This window comes from Sporosarcina psychrophila (assembly GCF_001590685.1).
In the GTDB taxonomy this organism is placed as follows: Bacteria; Bacillota; Bacilli; order Bacillales_A; family Planococcaceae; genus Sporosarcina; species Sporosarcina psychrophila.
Genome location: NZ_CP014616.1, coordinates 2,208,079 through 2,234,756 on the forward strand (window position 1 = coordinate 2,208,079; position 26,678 = coordinate 2,234,756).

The 26,678-nt window shown below is 40.6% G+C and carries 23 protein-coding genes and 1 pseudogene; 16 read left to right on the forward strand and 8 right to left on the reverse strand.

All coding sequences use genetic code 11. From position 1 onward, the window contains the following. The first annotated feature begins 21 nt into the window (after positions 1-21). From cobA to cysI, 5 genes are all read left to right on the forward strand, one after another. Positions 22-804 (forward strand): uroporphyrinogen-III C-methyltransferase, encoded by a 783-nt coding sequence (gene cobA, locus AZE41_RS10445; protein WP_067208943.1) that lies wholly within the window; start codon positions 22-24, stop codon positions 802-804. A gap of 99 nt (positions 805-903) precedes the next feature. Next, positions 904-1,659, forward strand: a complete 756-nt coding sequence (locus tag AZE41_RS10450; RefSeq protein WP_067208945.1) for a sirohydrochlorin chelatase — start codon at positions 904-906, stop codon at positions 1,657-1,659. 35 nt (positions 1,660-1,694) lie between these two features. Further along, on the forward strand, positions 1,695-1,841 hold the full coding sequence (locus AZE41_RS22160) for a YezD family protein (RefSeq protein WP_082786557.1): 147 nt from the start codon (positions 1,695-1,697) through the stop codon (positions 1,839-1,841). A 144-nt stretch (positions 1,842-1,985) separates the two neighbouring features. Then, entirely contained in the window at positions 1,986-3,812 is a 1,827-nt protein-coding gene (locus AZE41_RS10455) for an assimilatory sulfite reductase (NADPH) flavoprotein subunit (protein ID WP_067208948.1), read from the forward strand. A 25-nt stretch (positions 3,813-3,837) separates the two neighbouring features. Next, positions 3,838-5,562 carry an assimilatory sulfite reductase (NADPH) hemoprotein subunit gene (gene cysI, locus AZE41_RS10460; protein ID WP_067208951.1) on the forward strand — a complete coding sequence of 575 codons (1,725 nt, stop codon included), beginning with the start codon at positions 3,838-3,840 and terminating at the stop codon, positions 5,560-5,562. Between the two features lie 123 nt (positions 5,563-5,685). Here cysI and AZE41_RS10465 read toward each other — a convergent pair. Next, a protein-coding gene (locus AZE41_RS10465) for an IS3 family transposase (protein ID WP_156476012.1) occupies positions 5,686-6,833 on the reverse strand; the annotation gives its coding sequence in 2 pieces (ribosomal slippage) (positions 5,686-6,587 and positions 6,587-6,833; 1,149 coding nt in all). Positions 6,834-7,410: 577 nt separating this feature from the next. Between AZE41_RS10465 and AZE41_RS10475 the strand changes: the two genes are divergently transcribed. The 7 genes from AZE41_RS10475 (at position 7,411) to cyoE (ending at position 14,368) form a co-directional block, all read left to right on the forward strand. After that, positions 7,411-8,034: a precorrin-2 dehydrogenase/sirohydrochlorin ferrochelatase family protein gene (locus AZE41_RS10475; RefSeq protein ID WP_067208962.1), complete on the forward strand. Its 624-nt coding sequence runs from the start codon at positions 7,411-7,413 to the stop codon at positions 8,032-8,034. Positions 8,035-8,057: 23 nt separating this feature from the next. Beyond that, a complete protein-coding gene (gene cysK, locus AZE41_RS10480) occupies positions 8,058-8,987 on the forward strand; it encodes a cysteine synthase A (RefSeq protein WP_067208965.1) in 930 nt (309 codons plus the stop codon). A 164-nt stretch (positions 8,988-9,151) separates the two neighbouring features. Next, positions 9,152-9,994: an ABC transporter ATP-binding protein gene (locus AZE41_RS10485; protein ID WP_067208968.1), complete on the forward strand. Its 843-nt coding sequence runs from the start codon at positions 9,152-9,154 to the stop codon at positions 9,992-9,994. After that, the gene (locus AZE41_RS10490) at positions 9,927-10,679 is read left to right on the forward strand and encodes an ABC transporter permease (protein ID WP_067208970.1); all 753 of its coding nucleotides are present in this window, start codon (positions 9,927-9,929) and stop codon (positions 10,677-10,679) included. Before AZE41_RS10485 ends, AZE41_RS10490 begins: the two co-directional genes overlap by 68 nt. A gap of 201 nt (positions 10,680-10,880) precedes the next feature. Further along, on the forward strand, positions 10,881-11,885 hold the full coding sequence (locus AZE41_RS10495; RefSeq protein WP_067208973.1) for an ABC transporter substrate-binding protein: 1,005 nt from the start codon (positions 10,881-10,883) through the stop codon (positions 11,883-11,885). A 330-nt stretch (positions 11,886-12,215) separates the two neighbouring features. Then, positions 12,216-13,220, forward strand: coding sequence for an ABC transporter substrate-binding protein (locus AZE41_RS10500; protein WP_067208974.1), 1,005 nt, complete (start codon positions 12,216-12,218; stop codon positions 13,218-13,220). A 206-nt stretch (positions 13,221-13,426) separates the two neighbouring features. Continuing rightward, positions 13,427-14,368 (forward strand): heme o synthase, encoded by a 942-nt coding sequence (gene cyoE / locus AZE41_RS10505; RefSeq protein WP_067208977.1) that lies wholly within the window; start codon positions 13,427-13,429, stop codon positions 14,366-14,368. Between the two features lie 167 nt (positions 14,369-14,535). Here cyoE and AZE41_RS10510 read toward each other — a convergent pair whose 3' ends face one another. From AZE41_RS10510 to selD, 4 genes are all read right to left on the reverse strand, one after another. Then, entirely contained in the window at positions 14,536-15,561 is a 1,026-nt protein-coding gene (locus AZE41_RS10510; protein WP_067208979.1) for a hypothetical protein, read from the reverse strand. 176 nt (positions 15,562-15,737) lie between these two features. Continuing rightward, positions 15,738-17,225: a catalase gene (locus tag AZE41_RS10515; RefSeq protein WP_067208981.1), complete on the reverse strand. Its 1,488-nt coding sequence runs from the start codon at positions 17,223-17,225 to the stop codon at positions 15,738-15,740. A 507-nt stretch (positions 17,226-17,732) separates the two neighbouring features. Beyond that, the gene (mnmH, locus tag AZE41_RS10520; RefSeq protein ID WP_067208983.1) at positions 17,733-18,797 is read right to left on the reverse strand and encodes a tRNA 2-selenouridine(34) synthase MnmH; all 1,065 of its coding nucleotides are present in this window, start codon (positions 18,795-18,797) and stop codon (positions 17,733-17,735) included. Positions 18,798-18,830: 33 nt separating this feature from the next. Further along, on the reverse strand, positions 18,831-19,880 hold the full coding sequence (gene selD / locus AZE41_RS10525; protein ID WP_067208986.1) for a selenide, water dikinase SelD: 1,050 nt from the start codon (positions 19,878-19,880) through the stop codon (positions 18,831-18,833). Positions 19,881-20,018: 138 nt separating this feature from the next. Between selD and dacB the strand changes: the two genes are divergently transcribed. Together dacB and ypfJ are read left to right on the forward strand one after the other, a co-directional pair. Further along, positions 20,019-21,506 carry a D-alanyl-D-alanine carboxypeptidase/D-alanyl-D-alanine endopeptidase gene (dacB, locus tag AZE41_RS10530; protein ID WP_231885806.1) on the forward strand — a complete coding sequence of 496 codons (1,488 nt, stop codon included), beginning with the start codon at positions 20,019-20,021 and terminating at the stop codon, positions 21,504-21,506. Positions 21,507-21,666: 160 nt separating this feature from the next. Beyond that, entirely contained in the window at positions 21,667-22,515 is an 849-nt protein-coding gene (gene ypfJ, locus AZE41_RS10535; RefSeq protein WP_067208988.1) for a KPN_02809 family neutral zinc metallopeptidase, read from the forward strand. Between the two features lie 101 nt (positions 22,516-22,616). On the opposite strand, the gene ilvA is transcribed toward ypfJ, so the two are convergent. The 3 genes and pseudogenes from ilvA to AZE41_RS23255 form a co-directional block, all read right to left on the reverse strand. Continuing rightward, positions 22,617-23,885: a threonine ammonia-lyase IlvA gene (gene ilvA / locus AZE41_RS10540; protein ID WP_067208991.1), complete on the reverse strand. Its 1,269-nt coding sequence runs from the start codon at positions 23,883-23,885 to the stop codon at positions 22,617-22,619. A gap of 122 nt (positions 23,886-24,007) precedes the next feature. Further along, entirely contained in the window at positions 24,008-24,553 is a 546-nt protein-coding gene (locus tag AZE41_RS10545; RefSeq protein WP_257722516.1) for a diacylglycerol/lipid kinase family protein, read from the reverse strand. Beyond that, positions 24,551-24,934 (reverse strand): annotated as a pseudogene (locus AZE41_RS23255) (diacylglycerol/lipid kinase family protein); the annotation flags it as partial. The gene AZE41_RS10545 and the pseudogene AZE41_RS23255, both read right to left, overlap by 3 nt. 114 nt (positions 24,935-25,048) lie before the next feature. On the opposite strand from AZE41_RS23255, the gene AZE41_RS10550 reads away from it, so the two are divergent. Then, complete coding sequence (locus AZE41_RS10550) at positions 25,049-25,855, forward strand: SDR family NAD(P)-dependent oxidoreductase (protein WP_067208996.1); 807 nt, start codon at positions 25,049-25,051, stop codon at positions 25,853-25,855. 63 nt (positions 25,856-25,918) lie between these two features. After that, positions 25,919-26,674, forward strand: a complete 756-nt coding sequence (locus AZE41_RS10555) for an SDR family NAD(P)-dependent oxidoreductase (protein ID WP_082786558.1) — start codon at positions 25,919-25,921, stop codon at positions 26,672-26,674. Positions 26,675-26,678 lie beyond the last annotated feature (4 nt).

The following is a 26,678-nucleotide window of genomic DNA, read 5'->3' on the forward strand; positions in this document are numbered from 1 at the left end:
GCGGTGAGAGGAGAGATGAGAATGGGAAAAGTATTTATAGTTGGAGCTGGACCTGGAGATGTTGATTTAATCACCGTTAAAGGGATGAAATGTATTCAACAAGCGGATGTCATCTTGTATGATCGTTTAATTAATAAAGAGCTGCTCTCCTATGCAAAACCGGGAGCGGACTTGATTTATTGCGGAAAACTCCCAAATTACCATGCAATGATTCAGGAGACGATTAACCACTTTTTAGTGAAATATGCGAAGCAGGGAAAAATCGTCACACGCTTAAAAGGTGGAGATCCATTCGTTTTTGGCAGAGGTGCTGAAGAGGCAGAAGTTCTTGCAGACAACGGAATCCCTTTTGAGGTGGTTCCAGGAATTACTGCTGGAATTGCGGCTCCTGCTTATGCGGGAATCCCAGTCACGCATCGTGATTTAAGTTCTAGTTTTGCGATTGTAACTGGCCATATGCGTGCTGGAAAAAGCGATTCCATTCATTGGGAAAGTCTTGCAGTTGGTATTGATACATTAGCGATTTATATGGGTGTCGGAAACTTACCTTATATTTGTGAGCAACTGACTAAGCATGGCCGACCTGAAAACACGCCAGTAGCACTTGTTCATTGGGGGACGACAGAAGCACAGTATACGATTACAGGTACACTGTCGACCATTGTAGAGATTGCGAGAGATTCTGAAATTAAAAACCCAAGTATGATCATTGTCGGCGAAGTTGTGAAATTGCGAGAGAAGATTCAATGGTTTGAACAAACAGAGTTGAACCAAAATAGTATTAAAGAAGTATCTGCATACTAGCAGTTTAACTTCTTTCAGCAGGGGTGAAAATCCCCGCTTAATAATAAAGAAAGGTTACCTTATTACGCCGAGGCGTACTTGATACGAGGAGGGATTAGCATGCAGGCAGTTTTATATGTGGGCCACGGTAGCCGAATTAAAGCAGGTGTCGAAGAAGCCATTCAGTTTATTAAGAGCAGTCAAGCAATGATCGATGTTCCGATTCAAGAGATTTGTTTTTTAGAACTAGCGGCACCAAGCGTGGATGAAGGGATTACGAAATGCGTGGAACGCGGAGCTACTAAAATTGCCATTGTACCTATACTTTTATTAACCGCAGCGCATGCAAATGAAGATATTCCATTTGAAATCGAAGTGGGAAAAATCATGTATCCCGATATCGAATTTACATACGGAAAAGCATTTGGCATTCATCCGAAGATTGTTGATAGTTTATATGACCGAGTTGTTGAACAACAAGTAGTGATTGCAGAAGATGCTCAAGTGTTAATCGTAGGCAGGGGGAGTAGTGATCCCGCAGTTAAGCATGATTTAAATGAAATTGCACAGCTTCTTGCTGACAAGTACGCCTTTAATAAAGTAACTGTTTGTTTTCTTTACGGAGCAGATCCTCATTTCGATGAAGCATTACTGCAACTACAGGAAGCACCTCAAAAGCAAGTTTTCATTATTCCGTACTTACTATTTACAGGTATTTTAATGAATGGCATTGAGAAAAAGATTGTGACACAGTCTACTAATAACCAGCAGCTTATTCTTTGTGAAAATCTTGGTTATCACAAATATGTCCAGGATGTACTTGTAGAACGGGTGAATGAGTTACTTGAAAAAGAGCAAATCAGTCAGCTTATTTAAATGAAGATATTTTGTCTGAGAGGATGAAAGGGACTATGGAGAAACGGGAACAAAATCTTGAACTTACTATTGAAAATGTTAAAAAGATGCTGAGCACGATGAATTATGGCTCTATCACATTGGTTATTCAAGACAATGTTGTGGTTCAAATAGAGAGAAACGAGAAAATTAGATTAAAATAATGCTCTTTTTATAGCTGTGTATGTTGAAATAAAGAATTCTTTTGAATTCGCTATGACGCTTGAGGAAACCTCAGCTTAGTTTATATAAGTATTCGCGTGTTCAGCATATATATGTAAAATACTAATTTTGCGGGGTGGGAAATTTTGGCGCTTCAAGTGATAAACAGTCCTTTTAATCAGGAGCAGGTAGAACTCCTAAATCAACTTTTACCGATACTGACAGAGACACAACAAATCTGGTTGGGCGGCTATCTGAGTGCGAGTCAATTAGCTACGCAATCAAACGCTTCTGGCAGCGTGGCAGTTCTGGAAGCTCCGTCAAAACAAATAGAAGTCATCTCAAAAGAAGTGACAATTCTCTATGGATCTCAGACTGGTAACGGGCAGGCTTTAGCTGAAAAACTGACGAAGAATTTAAAAGCAGACGAGTTCCAAGTAACGCTTGCTTCTATGAATGAATTCAAACCGAATTCGCTTAAGAAGATTGAGAACTTACTACTTATTGTAAGTACACATGGTGAAGGTGATCCACCAGATAATGCATTGCCATTCTATGAATTTCTTCATGGTAAAAGAGCGCCACAATTGGATAATCTGCACTATTCGATCCTGTCTTTGGGAGATAGTTCTTATGAGTTTTTCTGTCAGACAGGTAAACAATTTGATGAACGATTACTGGAGTTAGGTGCAAAACAGCTTAGTCCACGCGTCGATTGCGACTTGGATTATGATGAATCTGCCGCGGAATGGTTTACGAATGTTTTAGCCGCATTAAATGAGCAACGAGGAAGCAGTTCTACAACGGTCCAACAACCAGTCAACAAGGGTGTTACGGAACAGCTGGAGTATTCTAGAACAAATCCATTTAAAGCTGAAATCCTAGAGAATTTGAATTTAAATGGCCGTGGTTCAAACAAGGAAACGCGTCATCTTGAGTTATCACTTGAAGGATCGAACCTCGAGTTTGAACCGGGAGATAGTTTGGGCATTTATCCGAAAAATGATACTGGATTAGTGGATAGCTTGATTGCAGAGATGGGCTGGAATGCTAGCGAAGCAGTGAAGGTCAATAACCAGGGGGAGCTTAAGCCCTTGCGCGAGGCATTGATTTCTAGTTTTGAAATCACTGTATTGACGAAACCATTACTACAAAAAGCAGTGCAATTTACCGCTAACAATGAATTAAAGGAACTCTTGGAATCAGCAAGGGAGCAAGAATTCAGGGATTATCTCTATGGTCGTGATCTATTGGATCTAGTACGGGATTTTGCACCATGGGAAGTCTCTCTAAGTAATTTTGTCGCAATATTACGTAAAATACGCGCGCGCTTATATTCAATTGCCAGTAGTTCAAAAGCAAATCCAGATGAAGTTCATCTCACGATTGGAACTGTTCGTTATGAGGCACATGGTCGCGATCGGGTTGGTGTCTGTTCAGATGAATGTGCTGTACGTGCGCAACCAGGAGATCATTTACCGGTATATGTTCAGCGTAACTCGAACTTTAAATTACCAGAAGATCCTAACACGCCTTTGATTATGATTGGACCTGGTACTGGAATAGCTCCGTTCAGATCATTCTTGGAAGAACGCGAGGAGATTGGCGCCGAAGGGAAAACATGGTTGTTCTTTGGTGATCAACACTTCGTAACAGACTTTCTGTATCAGGTTGAATGGCAACAATGGCTCAAAGAGGGTGTATTGACGAGAATGGATGTTGCATTTTCCCGTGATACGAAAGATAAAGTCTATGTCCAACACAGAATGATTGAGAACAGCCAAGCTATTTTTAAGTGGCTAGAAGAGGGTGCTGTACTCTACGTCTGCGGTGATGAAAAGCATATGGCTGCTGACGTCCATACTACTTTGGAAAAAATCCTTGAAGAAGAGGGTGCCATGAGTTCTAAGGAAGCATCTGATTATTTAGCTGACATGCAACAGCAGAAACGTTATCAACGTGATGTCTATTGAAACAAGTGAGAGAGGAGCTAGTTACATGACTAAAAAAATAATTCTTCCGCCACAACCCGGTCCACCTAGTGATGTTGAGCGGATTAAGAGTGAGAGTAACTATTTACGAGGAACGCTTGTGGAGACGCTTGAATATCCGATCAGTTCGGGGATACCTGACGACGATAATCGATTGATGAAACACCATGGGAGTTATCTGCAAGATGATCGGGATTTACGCAATGAGCGACAACGTCAAAAATTAGAGCCGGCATACCAGTTCATGGTCCGTGTTCGCGCTCCGGGCGGCGTTGCAACCTCGGCGCAATGGCTAGCAATGGACGGTGTTGCCAATAAATTTGGTAATGGAACGTTGAAATTGACTACCCGACAAGCATTTCAAATGCATGGGATTTTAAAGTGGAATATGAAGGAAAATATTCAGGAAATTAATGCGGCATTGATGGATACACTAGCGGCTTGTGGTGATGTGAACCGGAATGTCATGTGTAACCCAAACCCTTATCAATCGGATATTCATGCCGAGGTCTATGGTTGGGCTCAGAAACTAAGTGATTATCTTTCGCCACGGACCAATGCGTACCATGAAATTTGGCTTGATGGTGAAAAAGTAATCGACAGTCAAGAAACAGAGGAAGAAATCGAACCATTATATGGTGCGCTCTATTTACCACGGAAATTTAAAATTGGTGTAGCAGTTCCTCCTAATAATGATGTTGACGTCTTTTCGCAGGATCTTGGTCTAATTGCCATTTTAGAAGAAGGTAAATTAGTAGGATTCAACATTGCAGTCGGAGGCGGCATGGGGATGACACATGGAGATACAGACACCTATCCTCAGTTAGCACGGGTGATTGGATTTTGTACAACAGATCAGATTATCGAAGTAGCCGAAAAAATCATTACGATTCAACGTGATTACGGGAATCGTTCTGTTCGAAAGTATGCACGTTTTAAATACACAATTGATACACGTGGACTTGAATGGGTCGTAAAAGAACTCAATGAGCGATTAGGCTGGGAACTAGAAACCGCGCGTGATTATCATTTTGAACATAATGGAGATCGTTATGGCTGGATAGAAGGAAGCGATGGCACTTGGCATTTCACGCTCTTTATCCAAAATGGTCGAATCCAAGAATTGGATGATTATCCACTGATGACTGGCTTGCGCGAAATTGCCAAGATTCACACAGGAGATTTCCGCCTTAGCCCAAACCAAAACCTGATTATCAGCAATGTTTCGAGTCAAAATAAGAAAAAAATCGTCGAACTGATTGAACAGCATGGATTGACTGATGGACAGCATCATTCTGCATTACGTCGAAGTTCAATGGCTTGTGTTGCTTTTCCAACTTGCGGACTAGCGATGGCTGAAGCTGAACGTTATCTGCCTACCCTGTTGGATAAGATGGAACTGATTTTGGATGAAGCGGGATTGCGTGAAAAAGAGATTATCATACGTATTTCAGGGTGTCCAAACGGTTGTTCTCGTCCTTCTTTAGGGGAAATAGCCTTTATCGGTAAATCTCCTGGAAAATATAATATGTATCTAGGGGCTGGCTTTGTTGGAGATCGACTAAACAAATTATACCGGGAAAACATTGGAGAAGAAGAGATTCTAGCACTACTTAGACCACTATTTTTCCAATACGCGAAGGAAAGACAAAAAGGCGAGCATTTTGGAGATTTTGTTATCCGTGCAGGACATGTGAAAGCAGTCCAATCCGGATTGGACTTTCACGATTAATAAGAAAAGCGCAAGCGCCTTGGTAGACCCGAAAAGCGCTGGAGGCCTAAAGATAAAGGCGTACTTTGCCTTTAACTTAAGGACTGAAGCGACTCGAGGGACTAGTGGTATGTCAACACTAAATCATACGATATTATTAAGGGCTGATTTTTTATAAGCAACCGGACTTAGGTAGCCTAATGTACTGTGCGTACGGATATTATTGTACCAATTGACATAATCGAAAAGTTCAAGGGACAGCTGGTTAAGGGTTTGATAGTGGGTTCCGTTGATCAATTCTGTTTTTAAAATCTTAAATGTTGCCTCTGCCACCGCATTATCATAAGGATTCCCTTTATGGCTAAGTGATCTTTTAATGTTGTATCCACTTAATAATTCATCGATCCCAACGTTTTTAAATTCAGAACCGCGATCTGTATGAAATAAGTTCACGTTTCCCAATGGGTATTTAACAGAATCGAAGGCACGCTGAACTAAAGCAGCGTCTTTTTGTGCTCCGACGCTCCACCCGACTATTTCACGATTGTATAAATCGATTAAGAAGCAAACGTAACTCCAACGGTATCCTACTTTTACGTATGTTAAGTCGCTTACTAACACAGACATCTCTTTGTCCACTTCAAATTCTCGATTTAATACGTTTAGAACGGATTCTTCATTTGGTCTGGTTGCCATTGGTTTATAGGAAGGTTTGGCGTATTTTGATTGAAGTCCAAGTTCGCTCATCAATCTTCCAATTCGGCGTCTCGAGATCGTAAGGCCTTCTGTCTCTTTATCTAGTTCTATTTTTAGTTTCCGAGTACCATAAACGTGTCGGTTTTCATTGAAAACCTTAGCGATCTTTTCTTTTAATACGCGTTCTTCTTCCTGCTTTACTTGTTCTTTTTGAGCGGATACTTCATTGTCATAATAGAAGGTGCTACGCGCAATTTTCAGGACTTTACACATTGCTGATACCGAATAGGTGTGACGGTTTTGTTGAATCACATCTATTTTCGTCCCATGATCAGCGCTGCTTGCTTTAAAATATCTACTTCCATTTCCAGTTGCTTATTTCTCTTGCGTAAGGCAATCAACTCCTGCTCTTCTGGAGATTGATTATCTTTCTCTTTGAATGAACCAGACTGCCTGAATTGTGTAATCCACCTATCAAGAGCAGATGCGGTTAATTCATATTCTTTGACAATATCTTGTCGGCTTTTCCCGTTTTCATATAGGGCTACCACTTGTTTTTTGAAATCTGTAGAAAACGTTCTTCTTTTTACGGACATAGTAGATCTCCTCACTTCTTGTGTATTATTCTACTAGCCCTTAATTAGATTGTCCAACTAAGTGTAACCTATCCACTAGGCGCTGGAGTCTAGACAATAAGAAAAGCGCAAGCGCCTAGGTAGACCCGAAAAGCGCTGGAGGCCTAAAGATAAAGGCGTACTTTGCCTTTAACTTAAGGACTGAAGCGACTCGAGGGACTAGGCGCTGGAGTCTAGACAATAAGAAAAGCGCAAGCGCCTAGGTAGACCCGAAAAGCGCTGGAGGGCCTAAAGATAAAGGCGTACTTTGCCTTTAACTTAAGGACTGAAGCGACTCGAGGGTCTAGGCGCTGGAGTCTAGACAATAAGAAAAGCGCAAGCGCCTAGGTAGACCCGAAAAGCGCTGGAGGGCCTAAGGATAAAGGCGTACTTTGCCTTTAACTTAAGGACTGAAGCGACTCGAGGGTCTAGGCGCTGGAGTCTAGACAATGCTCCAAGTGAAAAACTTATACTTTCTAATAATATAAAAAAGCTAAGTAGGACCGCTGATTTTACGGTCTTTTCCAGAATAACTTTACAGCGGCAGGTGGATAAAACAATGAAATCCTACCCGATTATGTTGAACATCGAAGGCAAAGCTGTAGTAGTAGTTGGTGGTGGTCTGATTGCCTACAGAAAAATTACCGGCTTGCTACAGGCAGGTGCTTATATAACTGTGATTAGTCCGGTGATTCATTCGAAAATAGAACAACTCTTTATTGAGAACAAGATTTCCTGGAAAAATAAATTGTTTGAACCGGTTGATCTTGATTCCACATTAATTGTTATTGCAGCCACAAATAGTGAAATCGTGAACACATTCGTTGCATCGTCTGCTGGCAAGCATCAACTGGTCAACATCGTTGATAATCCGGAGTTAAGCACCTTTCATGTCCCTGCAAAACTGTCAAGGGGTGACCTAACGATAAGTGTTGCAACGGGCGGGGGAAGTCCGACACTATCCAAAAGCATTCGTGATGAACTTGCCTTAATTTACGACGATACTTATGGCGATTATCTTGAATTTCTAACGCTGTCGAGAGAAAAAGTTAAGAATTCTATCTTTGATCAAACAATAAAAATGAAATTACTTAAAGCAATCACGAATGACACGTACAGGCAATCTAACAACATGCAAAATGCCTTTCTAGAATTAATAAGTGGATATCAAAACATGTCCTAAATGTAGCTGGGAGGATGACAGATATGCGCGTCGTAAACAATATAGCTGAATTGATTGGAAATACTCCGCTTGTGAGATTGAATAGACTTCCAGATTCAGAAGGTGCCGCTGTATATGTGAAACTTGAATATTTTAATCCAAGCGGGAGTGTAAAAGACCGAGCTGCTTACAATATGATTGTCGAAGCAGAAAAAAGTGGGGAATTGGTTGCGGCGGCAACGATTATTGAACCGACATCAGGAAATACAGGAATAGGATTGGCAATGAATGCCGCGGCAAGAGGTTATGGAGCGATTTTCGTCATGCCAGATAACGCAACGATTGAACGCATTAATTTAATGAAAGCATATGGCGCTAAGGTCGTTCTAACTCCAAGTGAGGAAAGAATGCCAGGTGCAATCGCCAAAGCAAATGAATTAGCTGCACAAATTGAAAACAGTTTTATCCCCATGCAATTTGAAAACTCTGCAAATCCGGATATTCATCGGACAACAACGGCTGTTGAAATTAGTAAAGCGATGAAGTCAATTGGAAGAAAGCTTAATGCTTTTGTTTGTACATCAGGAACGGGAGGGACAGTGACAGGTACCGGAGAAGCACTTAAAGAACTTGATGCTAGAATAACGGTTCATGTTGTTGAGCCCGCCGGATCACCTGTCTTATCGGGCGGAGAGCCTGGTAAGCATAAGCTTGTTGGAACAAGTCCAGGCTTTATTCCTTCCGTTTTGAATACGAACGTCTATGATGAAATATTTATGATACAAGACGATGAAGCTTACGAGACAGTCCGGTCTTTAGCTGCGAATGAAGGGATTCTTATTGGCCCTTCGGGAGGCGCTGCCGTATATGCGGCTTTGACCGTTGCAAGGCGATTGACTCCGAATGATACGGTCGTCTGTATTGCACCTGATTCCGGTGAACGCTATTTATCGAGCGATTTGTTCGGATTTTAAAACCAAATCTTCAATTTACGGAGTGCGTGAATAATAAATAGAGCTACTAAATTAGTTGAACATATGAAAACCTATATAAACTAAACAAAGTAGCCTTAAAAGGAATTCTTTATTTCAACCTATATAGATTTACTTGTAGGGAATTTTAGGGAAGGGGTATTTGAATGTATTTAACAATAGACGGCATTGTGAAAAGCTTTCCGCACAAAGAAAATGGTCATGTCAAAGTGCTGGATAATATCTCGTTAGACGTGGAAAAAGGACAGTTTGTTTCAATTGTTGGTCCTTCCGGTTGCGGGAAGTCGACATTGCTCTATCTGATTGCTGGTCTTGAAAAGGCTGATCAAGGGGAAATTCGGATTGCTGGAAAAGTAGTGACAGATCCCGGACCAGATCGTGTCGTTGTATTCCAACAGGATGGATTATTTCCATGGTTAACGGTTCTTGATAATGTCACGTATGGCTTACGTTTAAAGGGTCTGCCAAAAAAAGAGGCAGAGGACAAAGCCAGAGAAATGTTGAAAATGGTCCATCTAAGTAATTTTATCGACGCCTATCCACATCAGCTGTCCGGAGGTATGAAACAACGTGTTGCTATCGCACGCGCACTTGTTATGGAGCCCGCAATTTTACTGATGGATGAGCCATTTGCGGCACTGGATGAGCAGACCAGAATGGTGTTACATAATGAACTTCTGGAAATTTGGCAAAAAACGAAGGTGACAATCTTTTTCGTTACGCATAACATTCGGGAAGCTGTCCTTTTATCCGAAAAGATTATTGTATTTGAAACACGTCCTGGAAGAATAAAAGAGATTTATTCTTCAAAAACAATGAAAGACGGCGTTATGCCAAATGATGTAACCTTTCATTTGGAAAAACAGATATTGGCATCACTGCAAGGTGAAATTGAGAAAGTGTTAAAGGAGGAAATGGGGGATGACTACATTTTTAAGACGAACCCTCTTCATCGGGATTCTAGCGGCGATATGGGAAGTCACATCTAGATTATCAAGCTTACCCGATTTCATGTTTCCGAGTCTCAGCCAAGTATTGCATACACTTTACACAGGTATTTTGAGTGGTCAAATAATGACTGCAATCCTTACTAGCATGAGTCGTCTATTAATAGGATTTACAATTGCGACAATCCTTGGTCTTTTTTTAGGCTACCTCATATGGCGTTCTGAGTTAGTGGAAGACACACTTGGATTTCTTGTCACAGCATTGCAATCGATTCCGAGTATTGTTTGGTTCCCACTTGCAATCATTTGGTTCGGTTTGAATGATTTCTCTATTCTTTTTATTGTAACAATCGGTGCGACTTGGACAATGACAATCAATGCGACAAGTGGTTTTAAAAATGTGCCAAGGCTTTATCAACAAGTAGCTAAAACATTAGGTTCTAGCGGTTTTCACTTTTTGCGAACAGTTATTATGCCAGCATCTGTCCCGCAACTCATATCTGGATTACGAATCGCCTGGGCATTTTCCTGGCGCGCGTTAATGGCAGGGGAACTTCTTGGTGGTGGAGGAGGGCTTGGGTATCTCTTGGAAATGGGAAGATCACTCGGACAAATGGATTTGGTTATCTCGGTAATGATCATCATTGGTGTTATCGGTACAATCATGGATAATCTTGTCTTTTTACGATTGGAGCGCAGTGTGCAGAAAAAATGGGGAATTAGTTAAGGGAAAAGCGGAAACAGCATGCTACGACGTGACAGGCATAAGCAGGAATGACTTTGAAGGATGGTAGTCTAAATACGTGATATTCATGGCACAACAAGGAGGGGGAAGTTCAATCCCTCCCCACTGCATGACCCGCATCGTGCAGACCAAGTGTCTGGGCGTTGAAGAATAGATAATAGATAAAAAAGGGGAGAGAACGGAATGAAACGTAATTTGTTCTTACTTGGGCTTATTTCTTTAGCTGTATTGGCAATTGTATCTGGCTGTGGAAAGACAGAAAAATTAGCACAAGACAGTAAAGAAGTGAACATTGGTTATTTCCCTAATTTAACGCATATCGCTACAATTGTGGCGCTAGAGAAAGATTATTTCACTGAAGCGTTTGGAGAAGATATTAAAATCAACACAAAAACCGTCAGTAACGGCGGCTTGTTTATGGAGGCGATGGTGACTAAATCCATTGATGTAGGAACAGTAGGACCCGGTCCATTACTGAACTTCTACGTAAAAGATCCCAACTATCATATTATTTCAGGCGCTGTAAACGGGGGAGCCGTCCTCGTCGCGAGTGAACATAGTAATATTAAAGAACTTGCTGATTTAGACGGGAAGAAAGTTGCGATTCCTGTAATAGGAAGTACCCAAGATGTAATGTTACGTAAAGCACTGAAAGATGTGGGTCTGAAGCCGACGTCAAATGGTGGCACAGTCGAAATGTTTGCTGCAGCACCAGCTGATACAGCAACGCTCTTTATTCAAAAGTCTGTGGATGCTGCAGCAACCCAGGAACCATGGGGCTACATTTTGGAAACACAGGCGAACGGTCAATTGTTGTTAGATTGGGAATCATTCGCTTGGGGGAAAGAATCGACAAATACCGTGGTTGCAGCAAGTAAGAAATTTTTGGAAAATGAAACATTAGTGAAGGCCTATTTAACAGCACATGTAAAAGCAGTAGAGTTTATTGAGCAAAATCCTGAAGAAAGTCAGGATCTAGTTATAAAGCACATCAAAGAATTAACAGGAAAAGAGATTGATAAAACTGAGCTCGCAGCCGCATTTAAGCGCCTGAAAGTAACCACGTCTGTCAATGAAGAAGTTATTCAGGAGATGGCTGATATTAGTAAAGAGGCAGGGTATGTTACTAGTAATGATATTGACGGTTTAATTCAATTGAAACAGTTGAAGTCAATAGAAGCAAAATAATAAAATGTAAAGCGTTACTGATTTAGTAGGATTATAAACATCATAATGATGTTTATAATCCTACTGCGTTCGTTAATGGTGCAGTAGTCGTTTAGTCCAAACTGATCCGAAAGCACCTGTACATAGGATATCTAGTGTTTTATCACAAAAGTAAGCAATCATTTACTGGTTAGCTTAGGTTAATCAACACATGTAATAGGTAATGATCATTATTGGCGGCATTGATACAAACGTAGATAATCTAGTTTTTTTCGACTGGAGAGCAGTGTACAGAATAAATGGGGAATATGTTAAGAGGTTATTTATAGAAACAGATGGGGAGAGAAAAGGATGAAACGTAAATTTTTCGTACTTGCGCTTATTTCCTTAGTTATATTGAGTATTTGTGCTGCATGCGCTAAAGCAGAACAAGGAGCACCAGGCAGTAAAGTCGTGAACATTGGATATTTCCCGAACTTAACGCACATGGCTACAATCGTTGCGCTGGAGGAAGGTTATTTCACTGAAGCGTTTGGGGAAGATATTACAATCAACACAAAGACCGTCAGTAACGGCGGACTGTTCATGGAAGCGATGGCTACTAAATCCATTGATGTGGGAACAGTAGGACCAGGTCCTGTACTGAACTTTTACGCAAGAGACCCTAACTATCATATAATTTCAGGCGCTGTAAATGGTGGTGCAGTCCTTATTGCTAGTGAAGATAGTAACGTTAATGAGCTTGCTGATTTGGATAGGAAGAGAGTTGCGATACCTGGAATTGGGGGTACTCAAGATATCATGTTGCGTAAAGCACTAAAAGATGTGGGTCTGAAGCCGACAGCAAATGGAGGAACAGTCGAAATGTTTGCGGCAGCACCAGCTGATACAGCAACGCTCTTTATTCAAAAGTCTCTAGATGCAGCTGCAATACCAGAACCCTGGGGCTATATTTTGGAAACACAGGCAAATGGTAAGCTTTTATTGGACTGGGAATCATTCGCGTGGGGGAAAGAATCACCAAATACTGTTGTCGCCGCAAGTAAGAATTTTTTGGAGGATGACAAGTTGATGAAAGCTTACTTAACAGCTCATGTAAAAGCAGTTGAGTTTATTGAGCAAAATCCTGAAGAAAGTCAAAATCTTGTCATTAAACACATCAAAGAATTAACGGGAAAAGAGATTAACAAAGCTGAACTCGAAGTCGCATTTAAGCGCCTAAAAGTAACTACTTCTGTCAATGACGAAGTAATTCAGGAAATGGCTGATATCAGTAAGGAAGCAGGATATATCCCTAGTAGCGATATTGAAGGTTTAATTCAATTGGATCAGTTGAAGTTTATAGAAGGAAAATAATAAAACGTAACTAATTTTATTGAATTGGAAACATCATATTGATGTTTCCAATTCTTTTTTCTCGTAGTTTTGAAAATGTCACAAAGCTTTCCTTTGTCTTACTTGAAAACTAAGAGTAAAATGGAGTTAAGTATGCCAGCCACTGAACGAATTGGGAATCCACCAAATTGGAAAAGCACCTGGCTTTTTTGAGGAGAGACGAATTGATGACTAAAGTAATGGATCCTTCTTGGGAGAAGGTTAATGAAAAAACTGTTTCGAAAGAAAAAAATCTTTCTACGCTATTCGCAGATCTTAAATCTTTATTTAAGGCGATAGTCTTAATCTCTAATGTGCTACCTGTCCTTACTGGATTTTGGTTAGCACTCTATTTTACGAATGGAACTTTTTTAGCAAACTGGGATGTATTTTTGTTGACGATTTCAGGCAGTACACTTGTTATGGCTGGGGCACTTATCTTGAATAACTGGTACGACGTCGATATTGATACAGTGATGGAGCGGACCAAAAACCGTCCGACAGTTACTGGAAACTTTACACTTAAGTTTGTCTTTAGATTAGGAATCATATTATCTGTAGTAGGTTTAGTACTTCTAGCTTTTACAACAATTGAAGCGGCTGTCTACGCATTTATTGGATGGTTTACGTATGTTATTTTGTACACAATGTGGTCAAAACGTAGATATACGCTAAATACAGTCATTGGCAGTGTATCAGGTGCGGTGACACCTTTAATTGGATGGGCTGCAATTGCACCTGGTTATCATATCGTGCCAATCGTACTGACGCTTATCCTATTCATTTGGCAAATGCCGCATACGTTTGCTATTGCCATGAAGAAAGTGGAAGAATACAGTTTGGCAAAAGTGGCGATGCTTCCAGTCGTTCACGGGTTTAATTTTACAAAGCGGCAAATGGTTATCTATGTCGCATGCTTACTGCCATTACCATTCTTTTTAGGATCGCTTGGTACAGTATTTGTTATTATTGCCTCGTTGATGAACATTGGGTGGTTAATTGCGACTATCGCCGGATTTTTCACGAAAAACGATATGAAGTGGGCACATCTGATGTTCATGTGTTCGGTGAATTATGTAGCTATCCTGTTTACACTGATGATTCTTGTTACATTGCCAGCATTTAATTAAACAAGAAATTTCAAGCTATCTTAGAATGGTCAAACCACGTAAGTGTCAGGGTGATAAATAATACAAGTATGCAAAAATGAAAATCCTCTCGTGTCTATTATGACATGAGAGGATTTTTAAATGACAGGAACCTATTCATCCCGAAATTATTTGAGAACTTGTACAAATTATTTACTGAAATACACAGCTATTTCTTTTGTGATTTCTTCAGGTACTTTTAAACTTAGCGGTTCTCCGTGCAAGAAATTGAATACGTTCATATCACTTGTTTGGAGTGCGCCCATAGTCAATCGGGGAACAATTCGAACGTGAACACGGTCAGATGAATTCTTACTTACAGGGATAAACAGGGCGAGGTTAAAGCTTGCGATACCGATTGATTCAAAGTAATTGAAAAAGCCTGTGAGACTTTCTGCGAGATCCTGCCAGTTGGTATCCGTTAATTCACCTAACGAAGAAGCACCTAAAACTCCAATGAAATCAATATGACTTTTAGGTGCGAATGCATGAACCCAGTCGATGGAACCCACCGTCGCGATAAAACGTTCACCAATATCTTGCTCACTTTCTATTAATGTATCATAATAGTTTCTTCCTGTTTCTGTGTAAAATTGCTCGCTGCTTGCTAATGTTATCAATTGATAGTTGGTCGGCATCTCAGAGGCCAGCACATGAATATGTGGGTGTAAAATGCTACCGCCTGAAGGGGGTAAGTAGTTCCAGTTGATGGATGCATATGCAGTTTCCGGATCCTGGGCAATAACTTTATTCAAATAGTTATGTGCGGCAGAAAAGGAGTTGGCAATCATTGGTGTTGTGAACTCATCGAGTTTAACGTAATGCTGATCACACATTCGGAGCACCGCATTATGCTTGCTGTAAGGGAAGAGGTTTGGAAAAACGACGGCTTCTCCTTGAATTATCCTGCCGTCTTCGGTTATATCATTCGGGAATTTAGGTGTGACTGTGTGTACGTTTTCAATGCAGAATGGACATTTACTACCCGCGGTTTGTGTTGCGAGCTCAGAATAATCTATTGACGTAAAGGATGCACCTGGGTCGAAAATGATTCGGGATGTTTCTCCTGTTAGCGGATCCATTCGAATTTCAGTTTTGCGGTCAATCAATTTTCCATCTTGCATCGGATCATGAAACGTAAAAAATTCTTCTTTTGCTATAAAAGTAATAGACATCTATAGTTTCCCCCTACTGTATATTCTAAATACACTTTCTATTCTACCTGTGATTCACATAAAAGTCAGTAGTATCATAGTGAATGTCTAAAAGGGTGTAGGGATAGGGATTGCCTATAAAAAAAGAGTGTTCCTCGCATTATTATGCGAAGTACACTCCTTATTTGCTTCAATAATTAATCTTCAGAACCAACAGCTGCTTCCACCTCGTGCCAAGAAACACCAAGTGCATCTGCTACACCTTGACCATAAGCAGGGTCCGCTTTGTAACAGTGAACAATATGACGAAGCTGAATATGTTTCTCAACGCCATTCATATTACGACCCGTATTTTCGAACAAAACTTGTTGTTGTTCTATGCTCATTAAGTTGAAGAGTTTACCTGGTTGCTCAAAGTAATTATCGTCATCTTCTCTGAAATTCCATTGGTCTGCTGCACCGAAAAGATCTAGTGCTGGATCTTTATATTTTGGTTGTTCTTTCCACTCACCATAGCTGTTCGGCTCATAATGAAGTGTGCTACCCATATTGCCATCGACTCTCATCGCGCCGTCACGGTGGAAACTATGAACTGGGCATTTCGGTTGGTTGACCGGAATTTGGTGATGGTTCACGCCTAAACGGTAACGCTGTGCATCTCCATAGGAGAAGAGACGACCTTGTAGCATTTTGTCCGGAGAGAAACTGATACCTGGTACAACGTTTGCGGGTGTAAAAGCAGCTTGCTCTACTTCTGCAAAATAGTTATCAGGATTTCGGTTTAATTCCCATTCGCCAACTTCAATAAGAGGGAAGTCTTTTTTATACCATACTTTTGTCAAATCAAACGGGTTGTAAGGCATATTGTTGGCTTGTTCTTCTGTCATTACTTGGATGTACATTTTCCATTTCGGGAAGTTCCCATTTTCGATATTGTCATATAGATCGCGTTGATGGCTTTCACGGTCTTTCCCAACAACTGCCTCGGCTTCTTGGTCAGTTAAGTTTTCAATGCCTTGCTGTGAACGCATATGGAATTTCACCCAAACACGTTTGTTGTCAGCGTTGATCATACTAAAGGTATGGCTTCCGAAACCATGCATATTTCTGTACGAATTTGGAAGTCCGCGGTCACTCATAACAATTGTTACTTGGTGAAGTGCCTCAGGTAGTGATGTCCAGAAGTCCCAGTTGTTATTGGCGCTACGCATATTTGTACGTGGATCACGCTTAACAGCATGGTTCAAGTCTGGGAATTGCATTGGGTCTCTAAAGAAGAACACAGGTGTGTTATTTCCGACAAGGTCCCAGTTACCTTCTTCTGTATAATATCTCATTGAAAATCCGCGAATATCGCGTTCTGCGTCAGCACCACCACGTTCACCGGCTACTGTTGAGAAACGAACGAACATATCTGTTTTCTTACCAATTTCAGAGAAGATTTTTGCTTTTGTATACTGTGAAATATCATGTGTTACGGTAAATGAACCATACGCAGCAGATCCTTTTGCATGCATACGCCGTTCAGGAATAACCTCGCGATCAAAATGCGCGAGCTTCTCCAATAGCCAAACATCTTGTAATAGTATTGGCCCTCTAGGCCCAGCAGTCATTGAGTTTTGATTATCCACAACTGGAGCACCAGCAGCAGTTGTTAATTTTTTATTATTGTCTTTTTCTGTCATAGATTCTCACTCCCTAGATTGTTTTAATTCCTACATGATAATCATACTAAAAAAGAAACAATATATCTACTAATAACATCTACTAAAATTAATTCTTTTATAAAGGCTGCATATCCTCAAGTCGTAAGTAGCTTCGTATGCACTTTTACTGAATGAAGAGGGGGAGAATTACATATATCCATTCTCAATTAGAAGGTATATAAAAAACTTAGAAATGAGACGCAGGCAATTCGGAAAATAGGATTCTCCTTCTATATTAACTTTTATTAACGGAAAAGTCAGTAAAATTATACGGGTATGATAAAGATTAATTAAACGTTAAAGAGAATTCTGTGATTCGGCATATCTCAACAATGAAAAACTGCCTGAACAGTCAACGATAAGGTAGATTGTTCAGGCAGTTCATTTTCTCGATAAAGAGGCAATGTTAACTTGAATCAGCAGAAATCCCTACTGATTAGGAGAATTCAGACTAAAATCGCCTCGTCCTACGGAAACAAGCGCAATTCAAAATTCGGACGCAATTACACCTAGGCGCAATTGCTCTCGCTCGATTGTATGAAGAACTTTTTGAAATGCGTCTTCTATATTTTTCGCATCGATATCTACTTTCTGTATGTCAGTATTTTGATAACCAGAATGTTTATACCTTGGATCGTAATAGTGTTCAAGTAGCAACTCGACTACCCATGCAAACTCACCATTTTCCAAATGCGTTTCAATCTCCTTGGCAATGGGGGTATGTAATCGTTTTTTAATTAATTGAAAAGCCTCCTTGAAACGTTCCGGGTTGTTCCACGGTTCATAGTCTGCTAAAACAATTTTGACCCGTTCCTCAAGAGGGAGGTGAATGACAATTTGCATCCCAATTTCCTTTTTCTCATAAATAAATTGCGGTAAACTTACTTTCCCAATCCGTCTGCTCTCGCCTTCTATGAAAACATACTGCTCAGTTTTAAAACGTTCTAATTCACGGACTAATAATGAGTCGAATTTTTTTTGATTGCTTGGCTCAAGTCCTATTTGTCCGAAAATAGAACCGCGATGACCAGCAATGTGTTCGAAATCGATGACTGGATAGCCATTGTTCGCTAGACGCTTCAAAATCTCTGTTTTACCAGTACCCGTATAGCCATTCAATACAATGAAGTTTGGCGGAAAGTTCTCCTTTTCCAATTCATGAACGATCCATTGGCGATACGAACGGATCCCTCCACTTAGTCGAGTGGTATGAATGCCCATTAAATCAAGGACAGTAGCCGCTGTCTTACTGCGCATGCCGCCACGCCAACAGAATACCGTCATAGGCGTTTTAATAAGTTTGAAAGCACGAATAAAATCCGGCAATTTCTCTGAAAAGACTTCAAGCCCTCTTTCCATGGCAACTTCTTGTCCATTGTGTTTATAAAGAGTTCCGATTTCCGCGCGTTCCTCATCATCAAAGACAGGAATGTTAATGCTTCCAGGAATCGTCGCCTCATTAAACTCTTTAGGAGAACGGACATCAATGAATGTATGTGGGCCTTTTTCTTGCAATGTAAATATATCTTCCAACATCAGATCTCGAAACATTCAATACACCTTCTAACCAAAATTTACATTTTATCAAATGACAGTGATCCGTCCTTTATTATCTTCTGTTACTACGCCGATTACCCGTGCGTCTACGCCTTTTTGTTGAAGTTCATCCAACAGTTGACTCGCCTGGTCTCCAGGGAGTGCTATGAGCAGTCCACCAGAAGTAACTGCATCACATAAAATCCAACGGTCGAATTGGTCCATTGTTTCCGAGTACGTGACAACATCCGCTACGTGGGCGAAATTGTTCTTTGTTCCGCCAGGTACTTTTCCAGCTTCCGCCAGTTCTTTTGTGCGGGGGAGTGTTGGTACTTGGTCTGCAAAGATTCGAATACCCACGTCGCTTGCTTTCGCTATTTCAGATGCATGTCCAAGTAGTCCGAAGCCAGTTACATCTGTGGCAGCATGGACATCGTATGTCGCCATTGTTTCTGCCGCCGTTTTATTAAGTGTGGTCATAATTTTTGTAACATAGACAATTTCATCTTCCGATAATAAACCATTTTTCAATGAAGTTGTGTAAATCCCGACACCGATTGGTTTTGTTAAAAGTAATTTATCACCTGGTTGTGCACCGGCATTTGTTCGTACTTTATCGGGATGAACGATTCCGGTTACGGCAAGACCGAATTTTGGTTCTTGATCATCTATTGAATGTCCGCCGACGAGTGTAACTCCTGCTTCTTTTAATTTATCACCGGAACCACGAAGGATCTCTGTCAGGATTTTTTTATCCAGCGTAGCGATTGGAAAAGCAACGATGTTTAGCGCTGTAATTGGAGTTCCACCCATTGCGTAGATGTCACTGATTGCATTTGTTGCAGCAATTTGACCGAAATCGTAAGGATCGTCGACAATTGGCGTGAAAAAGTCGAGCGTCTGTACCATGGCTATTTCATCAGTCAGTTTATAAACACCCGCGTCATCGCTCGTATCGAGACCAACGAGCAAATTAGGATTGGGAGTCGCAACTGGTAGGCTACGTAATACCTCCGCCAAATCTGCAGGTCCGATTTTACAGCCACAGCCTCCTTTTTTTGTAAGGGAAGTCAATTTTACTGGTTCAGTTTTCTCCATTATTTTTCCACCTTTCGATTACAATTCTATTTATAATCTTAACACAATGGGAAAATAGATTTAGTATAGCAAGTCCTCGCAATCTATTTCTTATGGTAGAATATTCATAGTTCGTGCAAATTTTAAGGGGGTACAGGTTTGATTCAAAAAAGAATAGCACTATCGTTACTATCTGTATTATTGTTCGTTGGAATGCTATTTACAACGGTTCCAGAACATTCAACCGTGTCTGCAGCTGTTTCGTATGAGGGTTTGGAAAACACCATTAATACGATTATGGCAGATAGTAGAATGCGTGCAGCTTCTAGCAGCGTAACCGTGCGCAAAGCTTCAACTGGGGAAATCATCTACCAAAAACAGGGTGATAAAGGGATTACACCCGCCTCCACGCTGAAAATACTCACAGCAGCGGCAGCACTTGAGACACTTGGTGAAAATTATCGTTTCACTACAGATGTATTAACAAATGGCAAAGTAACAAATGGAATACTAGACGGAAATCTATACCTTCGCGGGACAGGCGATCCTACGTTGTTGAAAAAAGACTTTGATGATTTTGCTTCGAAGTTGGCTACACTTGGAGTCAAACGGATTTCAGGTAATCTGGTAGGGGATGACACTTGGTTCGATACGATTCGTTTATCACCAGGTATTGATAAAAATGATGAATCTTATTACTATGCAGCTCAGATTTCAGCATTGACTGTATCTCCGAATACGGATTACGATGCTGGAACGGTCATTGTAGACGCAAAGCCAGCTGCACGCGGGAAAGTAGCAAAAGTAATGCTAACCCCGGAAACTGACGTTGTTCGAGTGGTCAATCGTTCTAAGACAGTTCCTAAGGGGACTAAAAACACTTTGAAAATTGAACGTCAATACGGTACGAATAACATTATGATTACTGGAAATGTCCCGATTGGTTCCGCTGGCAGGAAAGAGTGGATCACTGTGTCCAACCCAACTGCCTATGCACTTGATATTTTTAAAAAATCATTACTAGCTAAAGGGATAAATTTTGATCCCTCATCTAAAGTATTACGAGGAAAAACTCTAGAAGAATCCAAAATTCTCGTAACTAAAAATTCCATGCCATTAAAGAGCTTGATGAGACCTTTTATGAAATTAAGTAATAACTCACATGCTGAAGTATTGGCGAAGGCAATGGGGAAAATGAAGTATGGGGATGGCAGCTGGAATGCAGGTTTACGGGTGATGCGCGACTATGCTGAGTCAGTCGGTTTAGATGTGAACGAATGGTTGTTTGAAGATGCATCCGGTATGTCCCATGCGAATAAAGTGACATCTGCACAACTGACTGAGTTATTGTATCAAGTGCGAACGGCACCCTGGTACGGGTCGTTTGCGCAAGGACTACCTGTTGCTGGGGCACCGGACCGATTCATCGGAGGTACGCTTAGGAATCGCATGAAAACGGGAACTGCTAAAGGTAATGTCATTGCGAAAACGGGGAGCTTGACAAATGTCAGTGCATTGGCAGGATATGCACAAACAAAAGATGGAGAAACGCTCATTTTCAGTGTCCTAACGCAGGATCACAAATCCAGTACGATTCCTATCCTAGACCGTATTGCAACTGCTATAACTAATTCAACAATTAAATAATAATGTGAATTTGAACATCGGGATATATTTACCTCGATGTTTTTTTAGTGTCATGTATTTTTTTGTAATAATTACTTTCTGGACATTTTGGGTATAGCAAGAAATACATATGTACAATTTGAGTATTCAATGCATAAATCAGATGTCGGGAGGAAGTTATGTGGAGTATAAAGGCAGAAAAGGAAGTTCGAATGTTGAAGATCGAAGAGGCAAGGGAAAAGGGGGTATAGCATTAGCCGGGGGCGGTATTGGCGGCTTAATTCTTATACTTATTATTACTTTTCTTGGAGGCAGTCCAAGTGAAGTTTTGAATGACTTACAAGGTGCGGATTCGGGTCCCTCGGTTCCATATGAAGAAACGGCTGAAGAAAAGGAGCTTGCGGAATTTGTTTCAGTAGTTCTTGCAGATACAGAAGTTGTTTGGACAAAATTGTTCCGCGAACAAGGGTTGGAATACGAGGAACCAATCCTCGTGTTATATACAGATAGCGTTCAATCTGCGTGTGGAGCAGCAGGAGCATCCGTTGGACCATTTTATTGTCCAGGCGACCACAAACTTTATATTGATTTAAGTTTCTATCAAGAACTTCAAGACAAGTTCCAAGCTCCTGGGGATTTTGCGATGGCCTATGTTGTGGCGCATGAGGTAGGACATCATGTACAAACCCTATTAGGCATCAATGAGCAAGTGAGTGCTCTTCGCCCAAAACTGAGCACAGAAGAGTTTAATAAATATTCGGTACGCCTTGAATTACAGGCAGATTATTTTGCTGGTGTGTGGGCAAGGCATCAGAAGGACATGAATTTTCTTGAAGAAGGTGATCTTGATGAAGCCATTACAGCAGCGAGTGCTGTAGGTGATGACCGCATTCAGGAACAAGCCCAGGGGTATATTGTCCCCGACAGCTTTACTCACGGAACTTCTGAACAAAGGAAGCGCTGGTTTACTAAAGGATTTGAAAACGGCACCATTGAGGGTGGTGATACATTTAAAGCAAGTGGATTGTAAAAGAATCATGGAGGTGACAAGGGTTTCCTCCATGGCACAATGAAAAAATCTTGCTTAGGACATAATCGCCATAAGCAAGATTTTAATTATCAAAAAGCAAGTTAGATAAGTAACTCAAATAATGTGCTATCATTGTTAACCTCTTTAAAAGAGAAACCACAATCATGCATTCGCTGAATAAGTCCTTCGTAGTCTGACTTCCTCTTTACTTCAATGCCTACAAGTCCAGGGCCGCTTTCTTTGTTGTTTTTCTTTGTATATTCAAATGTAGTGATATCGTCGTCAGGTCCAAGTACTTCATCTAAGAATTGACGTAACGCACCAGAACGCTGAGGAAAGTTAACAATGAAATAATAAAGAAGTCCTTCATAAATCAATGATTTATCTTTAATTTCCTGCATTCGACCAATATCATTATTCCCGCCACTTATGACACATACGACAGACTTCCCCCTAATCTCATCTTTATAAAAATCCAATGCGGCGATAGATAACGCACCTGCTGGTTCTACGATAATTGCATGTTGGTTATATAATTCCAAGATAGACGTACACACTTTACCTTCTGGAACTAGTACAATGTCTTCCAGGTACTTACGGCAAATTTCAAATGTGTGTTGGCCGGCACTTTGTACGGCTGCCCCATCAACGAATTTATCGATTGTATCCAAGGTTGTCACTTCATTATTCTTTAATGCTGCTTTCATACTAGCAGCACCTTCAGGCTCTACACCAATCATACGTGTATGTGGTGACAGGTTTTTAATATAAGTACTCAAACCAGACATAAGGCCGCCGCCCCCAATACTGGCAAAGACAAAATCAACAGGTTCCTCTATATCATTCATGATTTCAACCGCGACTGTTCCTTGTCCGGCAATGACATCGTAATCGTCAAATGGGTGGATGAAAATTCTGTCTTCAGCAGTCGCACATTCGACCGCTGAAGCGGATGAATCATCAAATGTATCGCCTACTAAAATGATTTCTACATAATTCCGTCCAAACATTTTCACTTGGTTAATTTTTTGCTTCGGAGTTGTCTGTGGCATGAATATTTTTGCGTCAATACCTAGATGCGCACAAGCAAAAGCGACTCCTTGCGCATGATTACCAGCGCTGGCACAGACAACACCTTTTTCAAGCGCAGCTGCTTCTATTGTTTTGATTTTATAATAGGCACCCCGTAATTTAAAGGAACGAACATGTTGTAAATCTTCCCTTTTTACATAGACTCGACAGTCGTATTTTTCTGATAGTCGTTCATTCTTTTGTAGAGGAGTATGTGCGACTACATCTTTTAGTAATTGATTGGCAATCAGTATATCCTCGACTTGAATTCCAGTTGGTTCCGTCTTTGTTAGATTCATAGTAATCTCAGCACCCTCCATATAAATAGATCATTTTTCTATACTAACATGACAGAAGGAGAATAAACACATCAATGTTTGTAATTATGAGTTAATTTCGAAAGGGAAAATGGCAATCTGTCTTATCTAGTTAGAATAAGATTCAATGCTTTTTCATGAATTGCAACATGGAGTGGGGTGGACTTTATAACTTCTCCATCGATGATTGCGAGAATTGGCCTGTCTGTTTCAATTGTGATTTCTTTTCCCGTTCTGTATGTAACGCCTTTCCTGAGAATCGGTTGACCCCGAAGCAAAGCAGGAAATAGGCGCATTAAGATATTCATCCGCCCTACATCATGAAGCATTGTAATATTTAACATACTATCTGTTGGAGAGGCTCCGGGACAAACGACTAATCCGCCGCCATAGGAGGAAGTATTTCCACAAGCAGTGAGCCAGGTAATAGCGTATGTATAGGTCATATCATCGATTGTGACTGTACTTTTAAACGTCTTAAATGACAGTAACTCAATTATCGCAGCAATGGTATAAGTGAATGAACTTAAGCCAAGCTTATTTAATATCGGTTTGTAAAATGAGTGATTTACACGTTGACCAATCCTTGCATCAAGCCCGATTCCAGCGACAGTAATGCCAAAACGGTCATTTATGTTTAATAAATCAATGGCAACAGTCCGATGCTCTAATAGTCCTTTGATAAACTGATCAGGGTGAGTAGTTAGGCGGAACATCCGAGCAGTGTCATTTCCTGAACCAGCAGGTAGAATAGCGAGTGGAATACCGGTTCCAGCAATGTCTTGTATGACAGAACTCATTGTGCCATCTCCACCGATAACTGTCACAGCATGAATGGTAGTTTACTGAGAGTAAGTTGTGATGAATTTGCGTCCTGTAACTTCTGAATCAATGACAATCACACTGTATTCTCTATTTTTTTGCTTCAATTTCTTCTCGATTTCATCCCATAATGAGCAAGCTTGGCCATTTCCCGATAATGGATTTACGATGAAAAGATACATAACATACCCCAATGCTACTATTTTCATAGTAGTACATTTGGATCTATAGGCTTACGAAGTTAAAGCTTCCTCTCAATATGATTTAATGTTAAAGTATATTGAGTGGTACTATCTAAATTGGAAATTGAGAGGGGTAAATTTATGGGAAGAGTACAGGATAAAGTTGCATTAGTAACAGGTGGGGCATCAGGTATCGGGTTGTCTACTGCTACACTTCTTGCAAAAGAAGGTGCAAAAGTGGTCGTTGCAGACTTTAATCTGGAAGGTGCGAAACAAGTTGCCCAAAATATCTTAAACGACGGTGGAGAAGCCGTTGCTGTATTTTTGGATGCTGGGAGTGAACAATCAATTAAAGATGCGATTGATTTCACGGTTGAACAGTTTGGTACCATTACAATCCTCTATAACAATGTAGGGACGACAAATTTGCAAAAAGATTTGGATGTCGTGAATATTGATTTAGATGAGTGGGATCGTTTAATGAATGTGAATGCAAAAAGTGTTTTACTAGGAAGCCGATATGCAATTCCACATATGCAAAAAGCAGGCGGAGGTTCTATTATTAATACTGCATCCATGGCTGCCTTTGCGGGGGATTCTGTCCGTTCAGCTTATGGTGCATCGAAGGCTGCAGTTGTAAACTTGACGAAATATATCGCAACGCAATATGGAAAAGACAATATACGTTGTAATGGAGTTGCTCCTGGTTTGATTTTAACACCTGCTGCAAAACAAAATATGTCACAAGAAGTACTTGATATTTTTGAGAAATATAACGCATTACCATACCATGGGGAAGCTGATGATATTGGAAATACCGTCTTATTTTTAGCTTCTGATGAATCCAAGTTTATTACTGGCCAAACGATTCAAGTTGAAGGTGGTCACTATTTAAGCAACCCAAGTATTGCTGACTTTCATCAGTTAATGTCACAAGCAAAATCGTAAGAATTCAATAGATAATCCATATAGAAAAGTTAACAATAGACGATTTAAGAGAGGGTTTGATTAATTATGAAACTTCAAGACAAAGTTGCAATTATTACTGGCGGAGCCGGAGGTATTGGTAAAGGGATGGCGACTGCATTCGTAAAAGAAGGTGCTAAAGTTGTCATCGTCGATTTAAATGGGGAATTAGGGGAACAGGCAATTAAGGAATTGCAAGTTTATCAACCGGAATCGATTTTCATCCAAGCGAATTTAGCCGAGCATGATAAATTGCCGGAAATAGTGAAGCAAACCGTCGAGAAATTCGGTAAGTTGGATATTTTAGTAAACAATGCACACGCATCGACAAATAAGCCATTCGAAGAGATTACGCAAGCGGATCTAGACTTATCGTTCAACACAGGATTTTATCCGACGTTCTATTTAATGCAGGCTGCATTGCCTTATTTAAAGGAGACGAAAGGTAAAATCATTAACTTCGCTTCTGGAGCAGGTATAAACGGAGACGCTAACCAAGCTACATACGCTGCGGCAAAAGAAGCAATCCGGGCGATTACGCGTGTTACTGCAAATGAATTTGGTCCATTCGGAATCAATGTGAACTTAATTGCACCACTTGCGGATTCTCCTGGGATTCAGCAATGGGCAAAAGCACAACCTGAAGCTTTCGAAACAATGGTGTCTAAGATTCCGTTAAAACGACTTGGTGACCTAGAAAATGATATCGGGAGGGCTGCTGTATTCTTGGCAGGTGCCGATTCTGATTACATTACAGGACAAACATTAATGGTCGATGGTGGAATTACTAAACTTAGGTAAACCA